Source organism: Pseudomonas tritici (assembly GCF_014268275.3).
Classification (GTDB): Bacteria; Pseudomonadota; Gammaproteobacteria; order Pseudomonadales; family Pseudomonadaceae; genus Aquipseudomonas; species Aquipseudomonas tritici.
This window is the reverse complement of the sequence record NZ_CP077084.1, coordinates 2,492,191-2,510,454: the sequence shown is the minus strand read 5'-3', so window position 1 is coordinate 2,510,454 and position 18,264 is coordinate 2,492,191. Positions and strand designations below refer to the sequence as shown.

The window sequence follows — 18,264 nt, the reverse complement described above, 5'->3', positions numbered from 1 at the left end:
GCGAGGCCCATTTTCCAGACATATGCCGAAGACAAAATCAGGCTTGTTCCCCTTCCATGTAGGAGTTCTCCCAAATCCGCCGAATGGCTATCCACCTCAGTCAAGCCTGCTTGCTGTGCCGGCTCAGGCTGTGATGCAAACCATCGATGGCCGCGTCCAGCGCCTGTATCGCGGCCGCCAATGCCTGGTGGTCATGTCTTTCACACACCCCTTCCAAGGTTTCGCAACAGGCGACCAACCTGTGGGCCTTGACCATGCGAGCGCCCCCTTTCACGCGATGAGCCAGGTCATGCAACTTGGCGATATCCGCGTGATTTTGCAGCGTCGGCAGCAGCAGGCGATCTTCTGCAAGACTGATGAGCAATGGCACGAGTAACTCGTTAAGCGCGGCAGTGTCACCGCCTGTCAGCGTAGTCAGCGTACTGAGGTCGTACGCCGGCTCGACCTCACCCGTCACGGCTGCTGCGCTGCGAGGTGCCAGCGCCGCACGCAAATCATCAAGGCCGGTCGGTTTGAACAGGCAACCATCCATGCCCGCCTGCCTGCAGCGTTCGGTTTCCTCCGGCTGGGCGTTGGCAGTGAACCCCAGCAGCAGGCACGGCACCAGACCACGCTGACGCTCTTGGGCACGGATATTACGTGCCAGCGTGTAACCGTCCATAACCGGCATGTTGCTATCCGTGATGACGCCATCAAAATGCTCGGCCTGCCACAGTGCAAAGCCCTCGGCGCCATCTTCGGCCGTGACGATGTGATGCCCAAGGAAGCTCAGCTGACGAGTCAGCAACAAGCGGTTGGCCGGGTAGTCGTCGACCACCAGGAGGTTCAACGCCTGCGTCGGTGGAACACGTGCGACGGGAGTCGAAACCTGTGCTGCGCTGGTCAACGCCAGCGCCAACGTCACGTCCACCCGCGTCCCCTTGCCCAGCACACTGCTCAAGCGCAGTTGACCGCCCATCATCTCGCACAGGTTGCGACTGATCACTAACCCGAGGCCGGAACCACTGCGCGCCGACTGTTCGTTATTACTCCCTTGGATAAATGGGTTGAACAAACGCTGCTGATCTTCAGCACTGATGCCAACCCCCGTGTCTTCGACATACAACCGTAGGTTCAAGTGGTCACCGGCCAACGCCGGGGCGCACTGTGCACCCAGGCGAACCTGACCGGTGGCGGTAAACTTGATGGCATTCCCCAGCAGATTGGACACCACTTGCTTGAAGCGCAAAGGGTCGATGAGCACCGAGCGGGCAGTCATCGGATCGAGCTCCACTCGCAGCTGCAAGCCTTTGTCCCGCGCCAGCCCCTCAAACACACGCGCCACAGATGCCAACAACTCGTGGAGATTGGCCGGCGCCAAGGTCAGGGACAGGTGGCCGGATTCTATCTTCGCAATGTCCAGAATATCGCCGATCAATTCCAGCATGCTTCGCGAGGCCATCGACGCCACCTCCAGCGCATCCTGATCGACGCGGCCCTGCTCGGCGTTTTTCTGGGCCAATTCGATCATGCCGATCACGGCATTCATCGGCGTGCGGATCTCATGGCTCATGGTCGCGAGGAATGTGGTCTTGGCGCGGTTTGCCGAGTCTGCGTCCTCCTTGGCTGCCTGCAACTGGCTCAACAGCCGCTGGCGCTCGCTCACATCCACCCAACCCGCAATCATGCCTACAACGTGGCTATTGCTATCTCGGTACGGCAGCATCCATTGGTAGATGGTTAGCACACTGCCATCGGGAACCTTGAGTACGCGATCCTGGATCTGCGGCTCACCCCGCGCCATCAAGCTCAAGTATTCGGCGTGGAACGACTGTGCCTGGGGCGGGTTGCCCGTATCGGTTTGCACCACGGTCTTGCCGATCACATCCTCCAACTTAAAGCCAAATACATCGAGGTAAGCGTTATTGCAGGCCATTAACCGGCCCTGGCGATCGCGCACGTAAATTGGGTGCGGAGTGCCGTCGATCAGAACGCTCATGAACCGCATCTGGTCGCTCAGGGCCCGTTCGGCCTGTGTTCGCTTGTGAATCAGGTTGCGCAGGTAGAGCACCCAGCCCAGGGTGATCAGCAGCAGCAACGCGGCCACGCCAAATCCTTGGATAATCACGTTGCGATGACTGATCCAATAGCTGTCTTCGATGATGATCTCACTGCGCCAACGGTTGGTCAGCTCGTCCATTTCTTCAGGCGTGATACTCAACAGCGCCTTCTCGAGGATCGAATACAGCTCCAGTTGGCTGCGATTGACACCGAAAGCAATCCGCGCTGGCTCCGTACCGACGGTGCTGGTGATACGCAAGCGATCACGGTAATGGCGCGCAATCATGTAGCGTGCACTGATCAGCGAAATAACGGTCGCATCGACACTGCCCTTGGCGACCAAATCCATGGCGTCCTCCGGGTTTGCGACGTCGACAAATTCGATACCTGGATAGTCGCGGGCAATTTGCGCGGCGAGGCTGTTGCCGCCAATAAACGCCAGGCGTTTTCCGGGCATGTCTTCGAGCGTAACCAAACGTTCGTCGCCGGCGCGCGCCACCAATACATAAGGATTGGACAGATAGGGTCGGGTAAAGCGCAGCTTTTCGGCACGCTCGACGCTGGGCGTGATCACCGCCAGCATGTCCACTTTGCCGGTGCTGACGTCGTCAACTTGCTGAGGCAACGAGCTGCCTTGCACCACTTCGAACTTCAAACCCGTACGCAAGCTGATCCGCGACAACACCTCGTCGCTCAAACCCACCGGTTGGCCTTGCTCATTGAAAAATGACAGCGGCATGAACTTGTCGAGCACAGCCACTGTTACGCGTGGGTGCTTTATCAGCCAGCGCTGCTCACTCTCACTCAAACGCAACCGGTCAGCGGCCAGGGAACCGCTGTCGCCTGCACTCCAGCGGCGCAGGATTTCCATCTGCTGGCTGGGCGTGATAATGCCCAGCGCTGCATTGATGATGTTCAGCAGACGGATGTTGTCCTGGTTGAAAGCGAACCCGAACGGGTTGACCTCCAGTGCGGAAAAATCTGCCATGCGGACGTTATTGAGGTGGTTCTTGTTGATCAGATAGCGAGTGCTGATGGCGTCGCCCAAGTAGACATCCGCCTGACCGAACGCCACGGCACCGATCGCCTGGTGAGTCGAGCCGTACAGCTGCAGTTGCGCCTGGGGATAAAAGGCCTGGACAGCGTCAGGCTGCATATAGTGGTAAAGCATCGCTACGCGCTTGCCAGCCAGGTCGACGCTCAATGAATGGCTGTCACCCGTGCGAGTCACCAACACGGGTTGATCATTGGCGTAGGAACGCGACAGTATCAGTTCCTTATCGGCCGCTTCGTAACCGTTGGCAGACCCGACTAAATCCACCTCGCCCCGTTTGAGCGCTTCGATGACTTCATCACGGGTGTCGTAGCGTCGAACCTCGATAGGTATGTTTAAAATAAGGCTGATCAGCCACGTATAGTCAGCCGTGATGCCTTCAAAGTCGTTTTCGTTGGATTGGTCGAAAGGTATGTAGTCGGGCGCTGACACTCCCATCACCAACACCCGTCGCTCGCGCAGCCAACGCCAGTCACTTTCCTCAAGTTCCAGGCGTGGGTTTTCAAGCGTGGAATGGCCGAACAGTCGCAGTGTATGTGGCTCATCCAGGGCCATCGCCGCGCAGGGCAACAGCCCCATCAGCAGGAAGGCCGTGAATATCAACAGCCGGGAGATGGTCATTTCAGATCAGATGATTGCGCTGGGCGAACTTGGACAGGTGCACCACCGAGGACATACGCAGCTTCTCCTTGAGTCGCGTCTTATAGGTGCTGATGGTCTTGTGGCTCAACAACATGTCCTCAGCGATTTCCTTGTTGCCCAGGCCCAGCGCCAGTTTTTGCAATACCGTCAATTCGCGATCCGACAGCGCGTCCACCAGTTCTTGCTCGGTGGTCTGCAAATCATCACGGCGCACCGAACTGGTGGCCACGCTGGGGAAGCAGCTGTAACCGGACCTGATCGCCCTGATAGCCTTTTGCAACTCGTCGAGTTCACCCGTCTTGGCAACAAAGCCCATGGCTCCGGCGCGCATGCAGCGGGTAGAGAAGAACACTGCCAAGTACGAAGTCAGCACCAGAATTTTGCAAGGCAGTTCCAGTGCCTTGATCCGGCTGATCACCTCCAGGCCGCCGAGCTTGGGCATTGCCAAGTCGAGGATGACCAGATCGGGGCGTTCCTCACGCGCAATCTGCATGGCGTCAGCACCGTTGCCTGCTTCAAATATTTTGTCGAAGCCTTCCTGCTTCAACAGAAACTTCACGGTTGAGCGTATGAAAGGGTGATCATCCACAATTAAAGCTTTGCTCATAAGACTCCCCGAGGGATCGGTACGCTTACATATCACACGGGACCTATCTACCTGTGAAAAGTAACAGTTCCGACAAACGGTGCTGATTACTCTGCATGACACTTCAGGCAGTACAGACCCCCTCCTTTTGATAAAGCACAGTAAACACGTCGAACCGCGCCCTTGTTCCTGAGGCGCAAGCGCGCAACCTTAGCAACGTGGCGCCTTATCAAATGAAGGGATAGTCCTGATTGCTTGTGGGACTTTTCCTAGCATAGTCAACTTTGCGCGGGATAAATCCCTACAGCTGGAGATTACTCGGTGGTACTCGGACTCCAGAACGCCTGCACCACCAGAGTCGACATCGATATCCTTGCCACCAGGGCGTCCAACTCGTCACCGTCGACCGATGTCACGGCCAGGGTAGCTTCGATTTCTACTTCCTCCGTGCCAAAGGGGCGCACGTCAACATCGCTGGCTGGGTAATTGCAACGCGCCAGCTCGGCCTCCAGCAACGCCAGCACGGCTTTCTGCTGGGTACGCCGGGCGATCACATACAAGATATTGGTCACCTCTGCCGACACCACATCCAGCGGCTGGCGGTTGATATTGTTGACGATCGGCCGCAGCAAGGTGTTGGCCGCCAGCACGAACAGCGTGCCCAGCAGCGCTTCGAGGATCAGGTCGGCACCCGCGCAAGCCCCCACCGCCGCCGACGCCCAGAGCGTGGCGGCGGTGTTGAGCCCGCGCACATTGCCCTCTTCACGCATGATCACACCGGCGCCGAGAAAGCCGATACCCGACACGACATACGCCACTACGCGCACCGCGCCTTCTGCACCGCCGAGACGGTTGGCCATGTCGACGAAAATCGCCGCGCCCACCGCCACCAGCACGTTGGTGCGCAGACCTGCGGTGCGCTGGCGGTATTGACGTTCGAAACCGATCAGGCCACCGAGGATGAATGCCGCAGTGAGGCTGACCAGGGTGTCGATCAGGGAATTGAGGTTGATATTATTGATTGCTTGCATAGGAAATCGTCCCTGTTTATTGCCAGCCAAACTTACGGATGTAGTAACCCTTCACCGCCTGGGTCAGGGCCATGTACGCCAGCAGGATCACGGGCAGGAACACAAAGTACAGCGATGGCAGCGCCTGCAATTTAAAGTAATGCGCCAACGGTCCCATCGGCAGGAAAATCCCCACGGCCATGATCACGCCGGTCATCACCATCAACGGCATCGCCGCACGGCTTTGCAGGAAGGGGATTTTCGGGGTGCGGATCATGTGCACGATCAGCGTCTGGGTCAGCAGCCCCACCACAAACCAGCCGGACTGGAACAGGGTCTGGTGGTCGGGGGTGTTGGCATCGAAGACATACCACATGAGTGCAAACGTGGTGATGTCAAAGATCGAACTGATCGGCCCGAAAAACAGCATGAAACGGCCGACATCGCCCGGTTGCCAGCGTTGTGGCTTGGCGAGCATTTCTTCATCGACGTTATCGAACGGAATCGCGATCTGCGAAATGTCATACAGCAGGTTCTGCACCAGCAAATGCATCGGCAGCATCGGCAGGAACGGGATAAATGCACTGGCCACCAGCACCGAGAACACGTTGCCAAAGTTGGAACTGGCGGTCATCTTGATGTACTTGAGCATGTTGGCGAAGGTACGCCGCCCCTCCAGCACGCCCTCCTCCAGGATCATCAGGCTCTTTTCCAGCAGGATGATGTCGGCGGCTTCCTTGGCAATATCCACCGCGCTGTCCACCGAAATACCGATGTCAGCGGTACGCAACGCCGGCGCATCGTTGATGCCATCGCCCATAAAGCCCACCACATGTCCGTTAGCCTTGAGCAGGCGCACGATGCGCTCCTTGTGGCTCGGCGTCAGCTTGGCGAACACGTTGGTGGTTTCCACAGCCTCTGCCAGCTCGGCGTCGGTCATGTCCTCGATGTCGTTGCCCATCAGCAGGCCTTGTTGCTCCAGGCCCACTTCGCGGCAGATTTTGGCGGTGACCAGCTCGTTGTCACCGGTCAGCACTTTTACCGCGACGCCATGGGCTTTGAGCGCCTTGAGGGCGGGTGCGGTGCTTTCCTTCGGTGGGTCGAGGAAAGCCACGTAGCCGATCAGCGTGAGGTTTTGCTCATCCGCCAGGCTGTAGGTGTCGCGCCCCGGTGCCATCGGTTGCGCGGCCACGGCCACCACGCGCAAGCCTTCTTCGTTGAACGCAGCGGTGACCTGGCGAATACGTGCCAGCAGTTCATCGGTCAGCGCCTCGTTGGTGTCGCCATGGCGCACGTTGTTGCACACCGAGAGGATTTCCTCCACGGCACCCTTGCAAATTAACAGGTGCGGCAAGCCTTCCTCGGCCACTACCACCGACATGCGGCGACGATTGAAATCGAACGGGATCTCATCGACCTTGTGGAACGCGGTGCCGACTTTCAGCTCGCGATGCACCTCCACGTGCTCCAGCACCGCCACGTCCAGCAGGTTTTTCAGACCCGTCTGGTAGTAGCTGTTGAGGTAGGCCATTTCCAGCACATCGTCGGACTCTTCGCCCCACACGTCCACATGGCGCGCCAGGAAAATCCTGTCCTGGGTCAGCGTGCCGGTCTTGTCGGTGCACAGCACATCCATGGCGCCGAAATTCTGGATCGCGTCCAGGCGCTTGACGATGACCTTTTTGCGCGACAGAAACACCGCGCCCTTGGCCAGGGTGGAGGTGACGATCATCGGCAACATTTCCGGGGTGAGGCCCACGGCAATCGACAATGCAAACAGCAGCGCCTCAGTCCAGTCACCCTTGGTGAAACCGTTGATGAACAGCACCAGTGGCGCCATCACGAACATGAACCGAATGAGCAACCAGCTGACTTTGTTAACGCCGTGCTGGAACGACGTGGTCGCGCGGTCGGTGGCCGTCACACGCTGGGCCAACGCGCCGAAATAGGTGCTGTTACCGGTGGTCAGGATCACCGCCGTCGCCGCGCCGGACACCACGTTGGTGCCCATGAACAGAATATTCTCCAGGTCCAGCGGGTTGCGGGTGTTGGCGTCCTGCTGCTGGGCGAACTTCTCCACCGGCATCGATTCCCCGGTCATCGCCGCTTGGCTGACGAACAGGTCCTTTGCGCTGAGCACACGGCAGTCGGCCGGGATCATGTCGCCGGCCGAAAGCACAATGAGGTCGCCGGGCACCAACTGCTTGATCGGTAACTCGATGCGCTTGGCCTCATCGCGACGCAGCACCGTGGCGGTGTTGCTCACCATGGCCTTCAGTGCATCGGCGGCCTTGTTGGATTTGGCCTCCTGCCAGAAACGCAGCAGCGTCGACAGCACTACCATGGAGAAAATCACCGTGGCGGCCTTCATGTCTTCGGTCAGCCAGGAGATGACTGCCAACAGGGTCAGCAAGAGGTTGAACGGGTTCTTGTAGCAGTGCCACAGGTGCACCCACCAGGGCAGCGGCTGCTCATGCTCGACTTCGTTGAAGCCGTATTGCACGCGCAGGGCATCGGCCTCTTGGGTGTTCAAACCTTCGGAATGACTGCCTAGCGTGCCTAGCAATTGCACGGCGCTGTTGTTGGCCGAGACCACCAGGGTTTGTGCCAGGGTCGGTGGTACTTCGCGGCTGACACTGGCGTCGGTCACGGTTTCGAGCATCGCCAGGCGGCGGAAATGCCGGGCAATATGCCGGGTCCGCAGGAAGCCGGCGAAGAACTCTTTGAGCAGCGTGAAGTTCATGGTGTTACTCCTGCGCGAGGAAACACTCGTGCAGGTACGGCCGTCTGCCCCGCGCCATTTTACAGGCACAGTCAGCTTGGCCCGCCCACCGTAAAGGCAGGCGCGTCCGTAGCATCCCGAGGTGAGTCAGGTGCTGGTCAGCGTCGATGAGAGGGATTCGGGCAGGCGCCAGGACTGGCTACTGCCGGGATGCCGCTTCTCGCTTTTATTGGCGAGACAACGGCATCGGAAGAATGCGCGTTACCTTGCCAAGCCTGTGCCGGTTACCAGAACCGGCCGACTACTGTCACTCGAACAAGTACCCACTGAGGGTCTCCGCTATTGATGAAAACGCGCGAAGCTTACGCCCCGACTTCAGGAGAGTAAACCGTAGGAAAGTTTCCCGATGGGGAATGAGAAGATTCTTCAGGGTGGGTTCAGGAAAGCCGTTTTCCCGGATACGCTGAAGATCAAATGTGGGAGCTGGCTTGCCTGCGATGGCGCAGTGTCAGGCAATGGGGCTATGCTGAAAGGCCGCCATCGCAGGCAAGCCAGCTCCCACACCGATTGGCGTACATCCGTTGCTATGGCGTACCCGGTCGATCCCTCGCCACCCGCCTCAAGTAATCCTCAACCGCCCCACCCGCCAGCGCCTTGACCTGAATCGACACCCGGTTCACCTGCCGTCCCATCGTCACGCCCTCCCGCGTACGTACCTGCACATACCCAAGCCTGGGCCAGAAACGCTCGGCTTTGATATTGCCGATAACCACCGTCAACCGCAGCCATTGGGCGCCCTTCTTCGCAGCCCATACTTCAAGGTCCGCATGCAGTCGTTGCGCAAGGCCAGTGCCATGCAGGCACGAATCGACCAGCAGCAGCCCGATATGCCACACCCCGCTCGCCAGCAAGTCAGCGGCAATGTTCACCACCGCGACCAATCGGTCGTCAGCATCGCGATAACCCAGCCAATACATCCGGCGGCAGGTCCATCCTGTGGGCAGTTGCCCGTGCAACTCCTCGCACGCCTCAGTCGGCGTGGCCGGCTCGCCGTTCACCGCAATGAAATAATCCGGCGCTCGCTCGAAAAACCGTTGCAGATCGGCCTCGTCGCTAGCGCACAGCTCAACCACCCGAATACCTGCAACAGAGCAAGCGGGCAACACGTGCTCATCAACATCCATGTTCATCCGCCCTCAATCATCTCGCGTCAGCACTTCCAACAACTCAATCTCAAAACGCAGGTTGCTGTTGGGCTTGATATGCGCGCCCATCGACCGTTCGCCATACGCCAGATGCGCCGGCACGAACAAGGTGCGAACACCGCCCACCTGCATACCCATCAAACCCTGGTCCCAGCCCTTGATCACCCGCCCGGTGCCGATCACACACTGGAACGGCTTGCCGCGCTCCCAGGACGAATCGAATACCGTGCCGTCCTCCAGGGTGCCGGTGTATTGGGTGTTAATCAACGCGCCCTTGACCACGGCTTTGCCGGTGCCGAGGCGGATGTCGGTGATCTGGAGTTCGTCGTGGCTCATGGGGGGTCTCATTAGGACGCAAAGGATGGCGTTTTTCCCAGAATCAAACGGGTTTGGCAAGCTTCAAACGCAACACTGATAGTTGCGACACGCCGCAGCGCCTTTCAGGGGGAGAGGGTTCTCTCTGCGCTTGCTGCTTGAAATGCACTTACAAAAAAACACGACGCTCCCTCCCCCAAAAACACCTTCAGACTATTTCTCGCGTCCAGTGCCAACGCTCAACCTATGAAGCGTTCATTACTCTGAATAGGGAATATCAGAATGACCATCGGTTCCGGCTTCAACTACCCCGCAGACATTGCCCAGCGGCAGCATCGAGAAAAGCGCTCTACCGAGAACAAATGGAGGGCAACATTCCCCAATCCACCCGACCTGTGCTTTGACTATCGCGCGTTGGTTGAACAGGTAAACGGGATTGCCCACGCCACTGAACCCGATCATAAAATCTGCGTTATTGGCGCTGGCATTACCGGCCTGACGACTGCGCGCGAGCTTTACAGGTGCGGGTTCACAAACATTACCTTACTTGAAAAATCCAAGCGTATTGGCGGCCGACACCTTACCGCCCTTGGGAGCAATCACACCAACACGCCAGGCAGGCCCCCTTTCGAGATGGGTGCAATGAGGATGCCGTTCTTCAACAAGACAAATGAGCCGCCCAAAGACGGTCGTTCACTGATGGCCTATTACGCTAACGAATTCGATTTGCGCCATTCAGACTTTCCAAACCCGGGCAGCCCGGCAGTCCGCTCAACCGGTATATTCCTAAGAGAAGGGAGCATAGATAACAGCAGTGAACCCACCCTACTGATATGGAAAAACGCCGATGGAAAAACAGCCCCGCCAGGGCAAACGCTGGGTAACGTTTTCGCGAAATGGAAGACATTTGCCGAGCGTATGACGCTGTGCGTCTCCGAATATTACGGATCCGAACGCTGGGAGGACATGTGGGCATCGATAGTAAGAAAATACGAAGGTATGTCCTTTCGGGACCTGGTCAAGCTGCCAAGTATTGATACGTGGCACCACAGTGATCCTGGAAACTTTGGCGGCCTGGGTATGAGTGCCCAGGAATCTGCGGTTTTCTACGCCATCGGAATTGGTGATGGTAGTTGGGGCGCCTTCTATGACGTATGCGCGCTTTACCCTCTGCGCACGGCGATATTTGGATTCAGCAGTCATCTGCAGTTGATTCACGGTCGGGTTGACGCAGACGGTACCCCCATGGACGCACCGTACCTGGATGCTAAAGAGACCCTGGACTCCAGAGGGCTTAAATTTAACAAACCACACTATATTGGCCTTGGATCGCTGGCGGAATCGCTGCTATTCATAAAGCCCGACGAGACTGATGAATCTTTGTACGAACACCTTTTAAAGAGCCCATCCGGTTTACTGACCCGCAGTGCAGTGACAAAACTGAAAAAACTCAAGGACGGAAAAATACGCGTGTATTACAGCTGGAACGCCACACAAAAAGATCAAACGGAAAACGTATTTATCGATTGTGACTCTGTCGTAATGACACTCCCCTCCTGGCTGATCGAGACACAAATACCAATTGAAAACTTCAACCAGAAAACACTCCCATTCGACATTATAGAAGCCTATAAAACCGCCCACTGGGAAACCAGCTGCAAAGTCTACGCCCCACTGAAAAAGTCGTTTCTTTCAGATAACAAAAACATACCTCAAGCGATCATTACGGACAGCTGGCTACATGATGTATATACCTACCGCTACCACAATAATAATACCTATGACTGCATCCTGCTCAGCTACACGTGGGAAGACGACGCTACCAAGCTATCGGTATTTGACGACGAACAACTGGTCGATAAATGCATAAAGGAGCTAGACCGAATCCTCTTGAAGTCCACAAACATCAAAGAAAAAATCTCACCGTATATAGGCCGTAAACAGGCAGTCGTTCAACGCTGGATGAACGACAAACACTCGCTGGGTTGTGCAAAGCTCTATCGCGCAGGCACCTACTACCACGCGGTGTCCTTAATGAAATACAACAGGGACTTCTCTCATAAGTCGGGACTTTATCTCTGCGGCGAGTCGTTTTCCGTTGATGCTGGCTGGACTGAGCCTTGCTTCAGAGGCGCCGTCGACACAGTGATAAACATCTGCAATAAAACACGCGCCAACTTCAACGGCGGCTTTGATATGCAGGACTACCCAGAATACAAAACCGAGCAATAAAGGAAATAGACTACGTAGCAACGAGAACCGTCTGACTTTTAATTAAACATATTGTCGCCTCTTATAAACATCCAACCATCTTCCGGTTGTATAACAATAAGAGGTCACCTCAATGAGCGAACCAGTAAGCCCTGCACGCGTAGCGGTCATTCAACTTGATCCACAGGTCGGCATGGCCAACCGCGCCAATAACCTGAGTCAGAGCCTCGCACTGGCGGCCGAAGCCGCGAGCGGCGGAGCCAACCTGATCGTGTTGCCCGAGCTCACCAATTGCGGGTATTTCTTCAGCAGCCGCCAGGATGCTTTTGATCACGCAGAGCGAGTGCCAGACGGTACCAGCGTGCAAGCGTGGATAGAGTTTGCCTGCAGGCACCAGGTGTATCTGGTAGCAGGCCTGTGTGAAATAGACGGTATGCAGCTATTCAATACGGCCGTGCTGTTAGGGCCCGAAGGCTACATCGGAAAATACCGCAAAGCGCATTTGTGGAACCTGGAAAAGCTTTGGTTCACCCCCGGCGATACAGGCTTTCCGGTATTTGAAACGCCGATCGGCCGTATTGGCTTGCTGATTTGCTGGGACATCTGGTTCCCGGAGGTGCCACGCATTCTCAGCCAACAAGGCGCAGATATTATTTGTAGCCTGAACAACTGGGTGTGGACACCACCGCCGCTATTCGATGAAGCGGGCAAATGCATGGCGTCATACCTGACGATGACCGCCGCCCACGTCAACAACGTGTTTATCGCTGCCGCCAGCCGCATTGGCGAGGAGCGAAACGCCCGTTACCTCGGATGCTCATTGATTGCCGGAACCAATGGCTGGCCGATTGGCGCTGTCGCTTCGGCCAATCGCCAGGAGATTTTGTTCGCCGACATTGATATCACCAGCGCCCGCAGTGCACCGATCTGGAACAGCCTCAACGACCTGCAACGCGATCGACGCAATGATCTCTACGATCAAATGCTCGGTTACGCCCAACACCCTGCCCTGCCGCGCTGATTGGAGGGTTGACTATGGGTAACCTCTTAGAAAAACCACGAACCCCCTGGCCCAACATTGACAGGACTGTTGTTGTGATTGCGCTGACCAGCGCTCTGATCATTGTGTGGTTAGCGTTCACCGAGCCCTGGCCTGGCTACACCGATATGGTGCAAAGCCTTCCACACCCCGTTGCCTGGCTGCGCTGGGTACTTGGCGATATCAGCGAGGTCGCTTTCTACAAACATGAACTGGCGTCGCTCGGCCTGCTGGGAGGTGCCTACCTGGCCTGGTGGGCCAGCCGGAAGGGGAAGGCCTGGCAAGGTTTCTCCATTTCCTATGGGACCGGATTATGGCCTTGGCTGATAACCAGCTCGTTGCTCGGCCTGCTACTCAGCAACTTGCTGTGGGGATGGGCTGTCACCGCTGAGACATGGCAACCGACGTTCGCGGCGTTCGTCTCGTTGCCGGCAGCCATGGTGCTGATGTTTGGCGGCGGGTGGAAGGTCACCCTCACTGGCGCAGCACTCGGCGCAGTGCTGGTTACGCCGATGTGCCTGTTGATCGTCAACGTCGTCTGCGTGCCGCTGGGGTTGCCGGCGGTGATTGGCAACGTGATGGGCATGGCTATCGGTAGCGTGATCGCGTTTATGCTATGTCGTTGGATGCCCTCTATGGTGCGCTCGGACTTTACCCCACCGGCCAAACCGAAGCCTGCCGCTCTTCCCACTTATGGCGTGACTTGGAGCCTGCGCCGGGTGCTGGCAGATTTCTCCGAAGCCCCTTTTTTCGGCAACGAGCTAGCCAGTCTGGGTCTGTTGGCGGGAGTCCTATTGGCGTACGCCCTGAATCCCGTGAGCCCGGCGTACGGCTCAGGCCTCATATTGCACCTGATAGGCGCGCAAGCATTGACGTCTGCGCTGGGCGTGGTCATCTGGCGACATGAGTGGATCAAGCGAGGATGGTATCCCACCTATGTTCCCTTGGTGTCAGTGGTACCGGCTGCCGTGTTGACCCATGGAGGAAGTTGGATGGTGATGGGTTCAAGTGCGCTGCTCGGTGCATTGATTGCTCCGCCTTTAGCGTGCGCCATCGCGGGAAAGTTGCCGGCTCACTTCCACCCCTACATCGGTAACGTGCTTTCTATGGCGTTGAGTACGCTGATCATCGTGCCAGTCGTGGGAGGGTTAGTGGTTTAGCAAAAGCGTGGTGAGAGGTCCCCCTCTCACCACCCTCATCACAAGAAGTCAGGCCAACGGCACACGACGATTAGTCAGCGCCATACGACCCACAAAGAAGCTCAGCGCCGCACCCAACAGCAGCATCGCCAAGGCGCTCCAGGCCGCACGGGAAATCTGCTTGGCAGCCACTTCAGACGCTTCACGGGCTTTCTGTTCAGCCTGTTGCTTCAGCTCTTCGACCTTCTGCATGGCTTGCTGATAAGCCTGGGCGTAGTTATCGACGATCTGCGTGGCCTCTTCCTTGCTCTTGCCGGTACGCGCCGCCACGATGTTGACCAGTGCTTCTTTATCCGCCGCGTTCAGCGCAGGTTCACCGGACGCTTTCACGCGTTCAAACCACTGCTTCAACTGGTCGCCAGCCTGTGCGGGATTGGTCGCTGCATCCGTCGCGGCTTGCTTGCCATCAGCGCTGGCTTGGTCAGCTTTTTGCTCGACGTTCGCAGGGTCCAATTCTGGTTTTCCGCTCTGCTTGAGCAACGTATCGAGTTCGCCCTGCAGGCTGTTCCAGTCCAGTTGAATACCTTGTTCGTTCAGTTGCTGCTTGACGCTGTCGCCAATGCCAGGCGCCGCCGCGGCAATACCGCTACCGGCAGCCGACAAGCCTTTACCCACCATGTTGCCGGCGGTGCCAACCACACTGGCAGCCAGACCCGCGAGTAGCCAAGTGGTGAGCAAGGTGGTGACGGTCCAGGTCAACACGCCGTGCAGGCCACCGCGATCCGGTGCAGTACGGCCGGCGACAAAGGCGCCGACGCCGATCGCTACAAGGGTGGAGACAAACAGCCAGATGCCCGCGCCCGTGCCGAAACCGCTCAATGGGTTGCCCGCTTCCATTGGTTCAACTGCACTGGCGCCAATGGCAGTGCCGAGCACGCTGAGGACCAGGTAGGTCACCAGGGCAATTGCACTACCGGCCAATACCGAGCTCCAGGACACGCGAAACAGCGAGCGATTGGTTTCATAGACAGTGGTCATACAGAGGTCCTTCACAAGTTATGGGAGCAAGGCAATGTGCCTTGTTGAGTGGGAGTGTGGCGAAACGACATCCGTTCGGTCGTGGCGCAAATGCACCAGATCGCCTGATGCATTCGCACTTGGGCCCCCTCACATTCTCTGCACTATCCTGAAGCGTGGATGTCGGAGTTTTTATACGCTTTTATCCGGAGAAATCATGAGCCAGGACGTCCTCGCCAAAGAAACCAACCGCCGCCAACTGCAGCAGATCATTTCCGGACTATCCGATGGGATCATTCTCGCCGAGGTCGACCAGACCATCCTGTGGGCCAACGAAGCCGCACTGAACATGCACGGCGTGGGCGACGTGATGGGGCTAGGCGCGAATGCGCAGGAGTATGCCGAGCGCTTCACGCTGCGCTATCGCAACAATCACCCACTGACGCTGGAAAACTATCCCCTGGCCCGTGCTGCTGCTGGCGACGAATTCAGCGACGTCGTGGTGGAGGTGATTCCAAACGCCGATTCGGACAAAACCTGGGTGCACCGCCTGCGCAGTCTGGTGATCACCGACTCGCGTGGCGAACCGGAGCTGCTGGTACTGATCCTCAGCGACGCCACCGAATGGGCCAGTGCCGAGCAGCGCTTCGAGAAAACCTTCAATGCCAACCCGGCGCCTGCGGTGATCTGCCGTCTGAGCGACTTGCGCTATATCAAGGTCAACCAAGGCTTTCTGGAGATGACCGGTTACAACCGCGACCAAGTCATCGGCAAGTCCGTCTATGAGCTGGACGTGCTGGAGCAGGCCGAGCGCAAGGACCTGGCGATCCAGCGCCTGGGCGATGGCGCGACCATACCGCAGATGCAGGCCGAACTGAGATTGCCCGAAGGCGGCAGCAAACTGGTGATCGTCGCCGGCCAGCCGCTGGACATGAACGAAGAGGCCTGCATGCTGTTCTCCTTCACGGACCTGGAGCCTCGGCGCAAGGCCGAAACCGCGCTGCGCCAGAGTGAAGAACGGTTTGCCAAATCATTTCGCCTGACCCCGGTGCCGACGTTGGTCTGCAGCGCCGCGAACCGTCAAGTGGTGGATGTGAATGAGGCGTTCATGACGATCACGGGGTACACCAGCGAAGAATTGATCGGCAAGGCCATCGAAGAAATTGGCTTTATCGACAGCGCACCGGCTGGCGCCCTGTTGTTCACCACCCTGGAAAAAGCCGGAAGCTTTGACGGCCAGGATTTGAAGGTGCGCAAGAAAGGCGATGAGGTTATCGACTGTGTCGTGTCCGCGGACACCGTGATCATTCAGGATGTGCCCTGCTACCTGCTGGTGCTGATGAACATCACCGAACGCAAGCGCTCGGAGCTGGAACTGGTGGCCGCCATCGAGGAAGTCATGCAAGACGCTTCATGGTTCAGCCAGACACTGATCGAGAAACTGGCGAACGCCAAAAGCGTCAACAGCCCGAACCTGCCGAATGTCGCGTTCACCGACCTCACGGCCCGCGAACGGGATGTTTTGGGGTTGATCTGCGAAGGGCTGGCTGACAAGGAAATTGCCTCGCGCCTCAAACTGGCGCCCAACACGGTGCGTAACCATGTGGCCACGGTGTACTCCAAGCTGGGGGTGCATAGTCGTAGTGCAGCGATCGTTTGGGCCCGCGAACGCGGACTGTTTGCCGGCGAGTTGCGGCTCAAGAACAAGTGAACGCGGTGCAAATGCACTAGTGCGGCTAGTGCGAATTCAACTTATGACGCGGGCAAGTAAACCCTAACCTTCAGGGCGTGGGCACAAGGCTTTGATCGTGTGCCACCGCATTTACACCCTGAAGGAACCCCCATGTTTACCCTCTCTCAACTGCGCAATTGCATCGAAGAAGGTCTGTCGCCACTGACGTGCGAATTCACCCTGTGCCGGGACGCTTCGCTGACCCTCAAGGTCTACGACGCGGAGACCGGCCGGGTTGATCTGGTCGTCACCGGGATCAGCACGAACCGGCTGCAGACCCCGCAAGAAGTTGAAAAAATGGTGGAAGAGCTGCGTTACGAACTGCAATGCAACACCGTCGGCAAGCTCACGCTGGATGACTTGCCTTCAGCGACGCACCAATGAAATAGAACACCCCGCCCCCAACGATAAACGCCCCCAGCATGTAAAACATGTAGTGGGCCGGCAGGCTGGCCAGCACCAGCCCACACAACACCGGCCCCAGGGCGGCCCCCAGATTGGACAGGTTCTGCGCCCCGTAGTACATGCCGCGCAGGTGGTCCGGAGCGATGCGGTCGATAAACATGTACTCGGCCGGAAACACGATGATCTCCCCCACCGTGAACACCGCCATTGCCAATACCCACCACAGCACGCTGGTGGACAGCGCAAAACCAATGATCCCCAGCATGAACATGCCCAGTCCTGCGATCAGCCACTGGCCCAAGTAGCGATGCGAGATGCGCCGACCAATCACATACTGCAGGGCAATCACCAACACGGCGTTGGTGGTCAGCACGGCGCTGACCACGGTGTAGGTGTATTCGGCGGTGGTGGTGGTGACCAAATATTGTGACAGCCATGCGGTGAACTGACCAAATACCACGGCACTGAGCACGCCGCCAACGGTGAAGCAGACCAGGCGACGATCGCGCAACAGCACGCGGCCAACGGCAAGAAAGGGCACCGGCTTTTGCGTGGCATCGACGGTCGCCAGCGTACGGTCACCCCAACGCCAATACAGCAGGAAAAACCCTACCCCCAATAGCGCCGAAAGGATAAACGGCAAGCTGATGTCCAGCTTGGCAATCATCGCCCCGAAAAAAGGCCCTACGGCATAACCGATATTGGTCAGGGTGTACTTGATGGAAAACACTTCGCTGCGTGCCTCTTCGGGCAACAAGCTGGCAAAACCGGCTTTGACCGCAATATCGATCACCGCGTAAGCCAGGTTGATCAGGATCAGGCAGCTGTAGAACGTCCAGATATCCTGCGCGAGCAGCGTGCCGATAAAGCCCAGTACAAACAGCACGCTCATGCCGAGCAACAGTCGGTAGCTGTTGATACGGTCGACCAGAAAGCCGCCATACACACTGAGCAGCGAGCCGACAATCAGCGAACTGCCGATCACCAGGCCGACCTGAGTGATATCGAGGGCAAAGTGGCTGGTGAGGTAGATCACCAGGTACGGAAATGTGATCGCCTTGGCCAACGTGAGCATCAGCGTGGCGGACAGCAACAGGTTAACGGTGCGGGGGTAATTTCTTATTGTGGCAAGCATCCTGCTCTCTTT

The 18,264-nt window shown here is 57.6% G+C and carries 13 protein-coding genes; 5 read left to right on the top strand and 8 right to left on the bottom strand.

Annotated features, from left to right (window positions below; all coding sequences use genetic code 11):
* Positions 1-100: 100 nt before the first annotated feature.
* The 6 genes from HU722_RS11310 to HU722_RS11285 form a co-directional block, all read right to left on the bottom strand.
* The gene (locus tag HU722_RS11310; RefSeq protein ID WP_186753052.1) at positions 101-3,715 is read right to left on the bottom strand and encodes a transporter substrate-binding domain-containing protein; all 3,615 of its coding nucleotides are present in this window, start codon (positions 3,713-3,715) and stop codon (positions 101-103) included.
* A 1-nt stretch (position 3,716) separates the two neighbouring features.
* Positions 3,717-4,343 carry a response regulator transcription factor gene (locus HU722_RS11305; protein WP_065872305.1) on the bottom strand — a complete coding sequence of 209 codons (627 nt, stop codon included), beginning with the start codon at positions 4,341-4,343 and terminating at the stop codon, positions 3,717-3,719.
* Positions 4,344-4,636: 293 nt separating this feature from the next.
* Complete coding sequence (locus HU722_RS11300) at positions 4,637-5,353, bottom strand: MgtC/SapB family protein (protein WP_025854501.1); 717 nt, start codon at positions 5,351-5,353, stop codon at positions 4,637-4,639.
* Positions 5,354-5,369: 16 nt separating this feature from the next.
* Entirely contained in the window at positions 5,370-8,075 is a 2,706-nt protein-coding gene (gene mgtA / locus HU722_RS11295) for a magnesium-translocating P-type ATPase (RefSeq protein WP_065879974.1), read from the bottom strand.
* A gap of 563 nt (positions 8,076-8,638) precedes the next feature.
* Positions 8,639-9,238 (bottom strand): GNAT family N-acetyltransferase, encoded by a 600-nt coding sequence (locus HU722_RS11290; protein WP_065872390.1) that lies wholly within the window; start codon positions 9,236-9,238, stop codon positions 8,639-8,641.
* A gap of 12 nt (positions 9,239-9,250) precedes the next feature.
* Positions 9,251-9,595: an FKBP-type peptidyl-prolyl cis-trans isomerase gene (locus tag HU722_RS11285; RefSeq protein ID WP_065872307.1), complete on the bottom strand. Its 345-nt coding sequence runs from the start codon at positions 9,593-9,595 to the stop codon at positions 9,251-9,253.
* Between the two features lie 261 nt (positions 9,596-9,856).
* Between HU722_RS11285 and HU722_RS11280 the strand changes: the two genes are divergently transcribed.
* From HU722_RS11280 to HU722_RS11270, 3 genes are all read left to right on the top strand, one after another.
* Complete coding sequence (locus HU722_RS11280) at positions 9,857-11,806, top strand: flavin monoamine oxidase family protein (protein WP_065872308.1); 1,950 nt, start codon at positions 9,857-9,859, stop codon at positions 11,804-11,806.
* A 112-nt stretch (positions 11,807-11,918) separates the two neighbouring features.
* Positions 11,919-12,806, top strand: coding sequence for a nitrilase family protein (locus HU722_RS11275; RefSeq protein ID WP_065872309.1), 888 nt, complete (start codon positions 11,919-11,921; stop codon positions 12,804-12,806).
* A 14-nt stretch (positions 12,807-12,820) separates the two neighbouring features.
* Positions 12,821-13,984: a hypothetical protein gene (locus tag HU722_RS11270; RefSeq protein ID WP_175403024.1), complete on the top strand. Its 1,164-nt coding sequence runs from the start codon at positions 12,821-12,823 to the stop codon at positions 13,982-13,984.
* A gap of 48 nt (positions 13,985-14,032) precedes the next feature.
* Here HU722_RS11270 and HU722_RS11265 read toward each other — a convergent pair whose 3' ends face one another.
* Positions 14,033-15,001, bottom strand: coding sequence for a hypothetical protein (locus tag HU722_RS11265; protein ID WP_065872310.1), 969 nt, complete (start codon positions 14,999-15,001; stop codon positions 14,033-14,035).
* Positions 15,002-15,197: 196 nt separating this feature from the next.
* On the opposite strand from HU722_RS11265, the gene HU722_RS11260 reads away from it, so the two are divergent.
* Positions 15,198-16,691, top strand: a complete 1,494-nt coding sequence (locus tag HU722_RS11260) for a PAS domain S-box protein (RefSeq protein WP_065872311.1) — start codon at positions 15,198-15,200, stop codon at positions 16,689-16,691.
* Positions 16,692-16,823: 132 nt separating this feature from the next.
* Positions 16,824-17,096 carry a DUF1652 domain-containing protein gene (locus HU722_RS11255; RefSeq protein ID WP_065872312.1) on the top strand — a complete coding sequence of 91 codons (273 nt, stop codon included), beginning with the start codon at positions 16,824-16,826 and terminating at the stop codon, positions 17,094-17,096.
* Here HU722_RS11255 and HU722_RS11250 read toward each other — a convergent pair.
* Complete coding sequence (locus HU722_RS11250) at positions 17,059-18,252, bottom strand: MFS transporter (RefSeq protein ID WP_065872313.1); 1,194 nt, start codon at positions 18,250-18,252, stop codon at positions 17,059-17,061. The genes HU722_RS11255 and HU722_RS11250 overlap by 38 nt on opposite strands.
* Positions 18,253-18,264 lie beyond the last annotated feature (12 nt).

Bases quoted from the DNA above. Each gene is read 5' to 3' on its own strand.
- HU722_RS11310 (WP_186753052.1), bottom strand. From the start codon at position 3,715: ATGACCATCTCCCGGCTGTTGATATTCACGGCCTTCCTGCTGATGGGG.
- HU722_RS11305 (WP_065872305.1), bottom strand. From the start codon at position 4,343: ATGAGCAAAGCTTTAATTGTGGATGATCACCCTTTCATACGCTCAACC.
- HU722_RS11300 (WP_025854501.1), bottom strand. From the start codon at position 5,353: ATGCAAGCAATCAATAATATCAACCTCAATTCCCTGATCGACACCCTG.
- mgtA (WP_065879974.1), bottom strand. From the start codon at position 8,075: ATGAACTTCACGCTGCTCAAAGAGTTCTTCGCCGGCTTCCTGCGGACC.
- HU722_RS11290 (WP_065872390.1), bottom strand. From the start codon at position 9,238: ATGGATGTTGATGAGCACGTGTTGCCCGCTTGCTCTGTTGCAGGTATT.
- HU722_RS11285 (WP_065872307.1), bottom strand. From the start codon at position 9,595: ATGAGCCACGACGAACTCCAGATCACCGACATCCGCCTCGGCACCGGC.
- HU722_RS11280 (WP_065872308.1), top strand. From the start codon at position 9,857: ATGACCATCGGTTCCGGCTTCAACTACCCCGCAGACATTGCCCAGCGG.
- HU722_RS11275 (WP_065872309.1), top strand. From the start codon at position 11,919: ATGAGCGAACCAGTAAGCCCTGCACGCGTAGCGGTCATTCAACTTGAT.
- HU722_RS11270 (WP_175403024.1), top strand. From the start codon at position 12,821: ATGGGTAACCTCTTAGAAAAACCACGAACCCCCTGGCCCAACATTGAC.
- HU722_RS11265 (WP_065872310.1), bottom strand. From the start codon at position 15,001: ATGACCACTGTCTATGAAACCAATCGCTCGCTGTTTCGCGTGTCCTGG.
- HU722_RS11260 (WP_065872311.1), top strand. From the start codon at position 15,198: ATGAGCCAGGACGTCCTCGCCAAAGAAACCAACCGCCGCCAACTGCAG.
- HU722_RS11255 (WP_065872312.1), top strand. From the start codon at position 16,824: ATGTTTACCCTCTCTCAACTGCGCAATTGCATCGAAGAAGGTCTGTCG.
- HU722_RS11250 (WP_065872313.1), bottom strand. From the start codon at position 18,252: ATGCTTGCCACAATAAGAAATTACCCCCGCACCGTTAACCTGTTGCTG.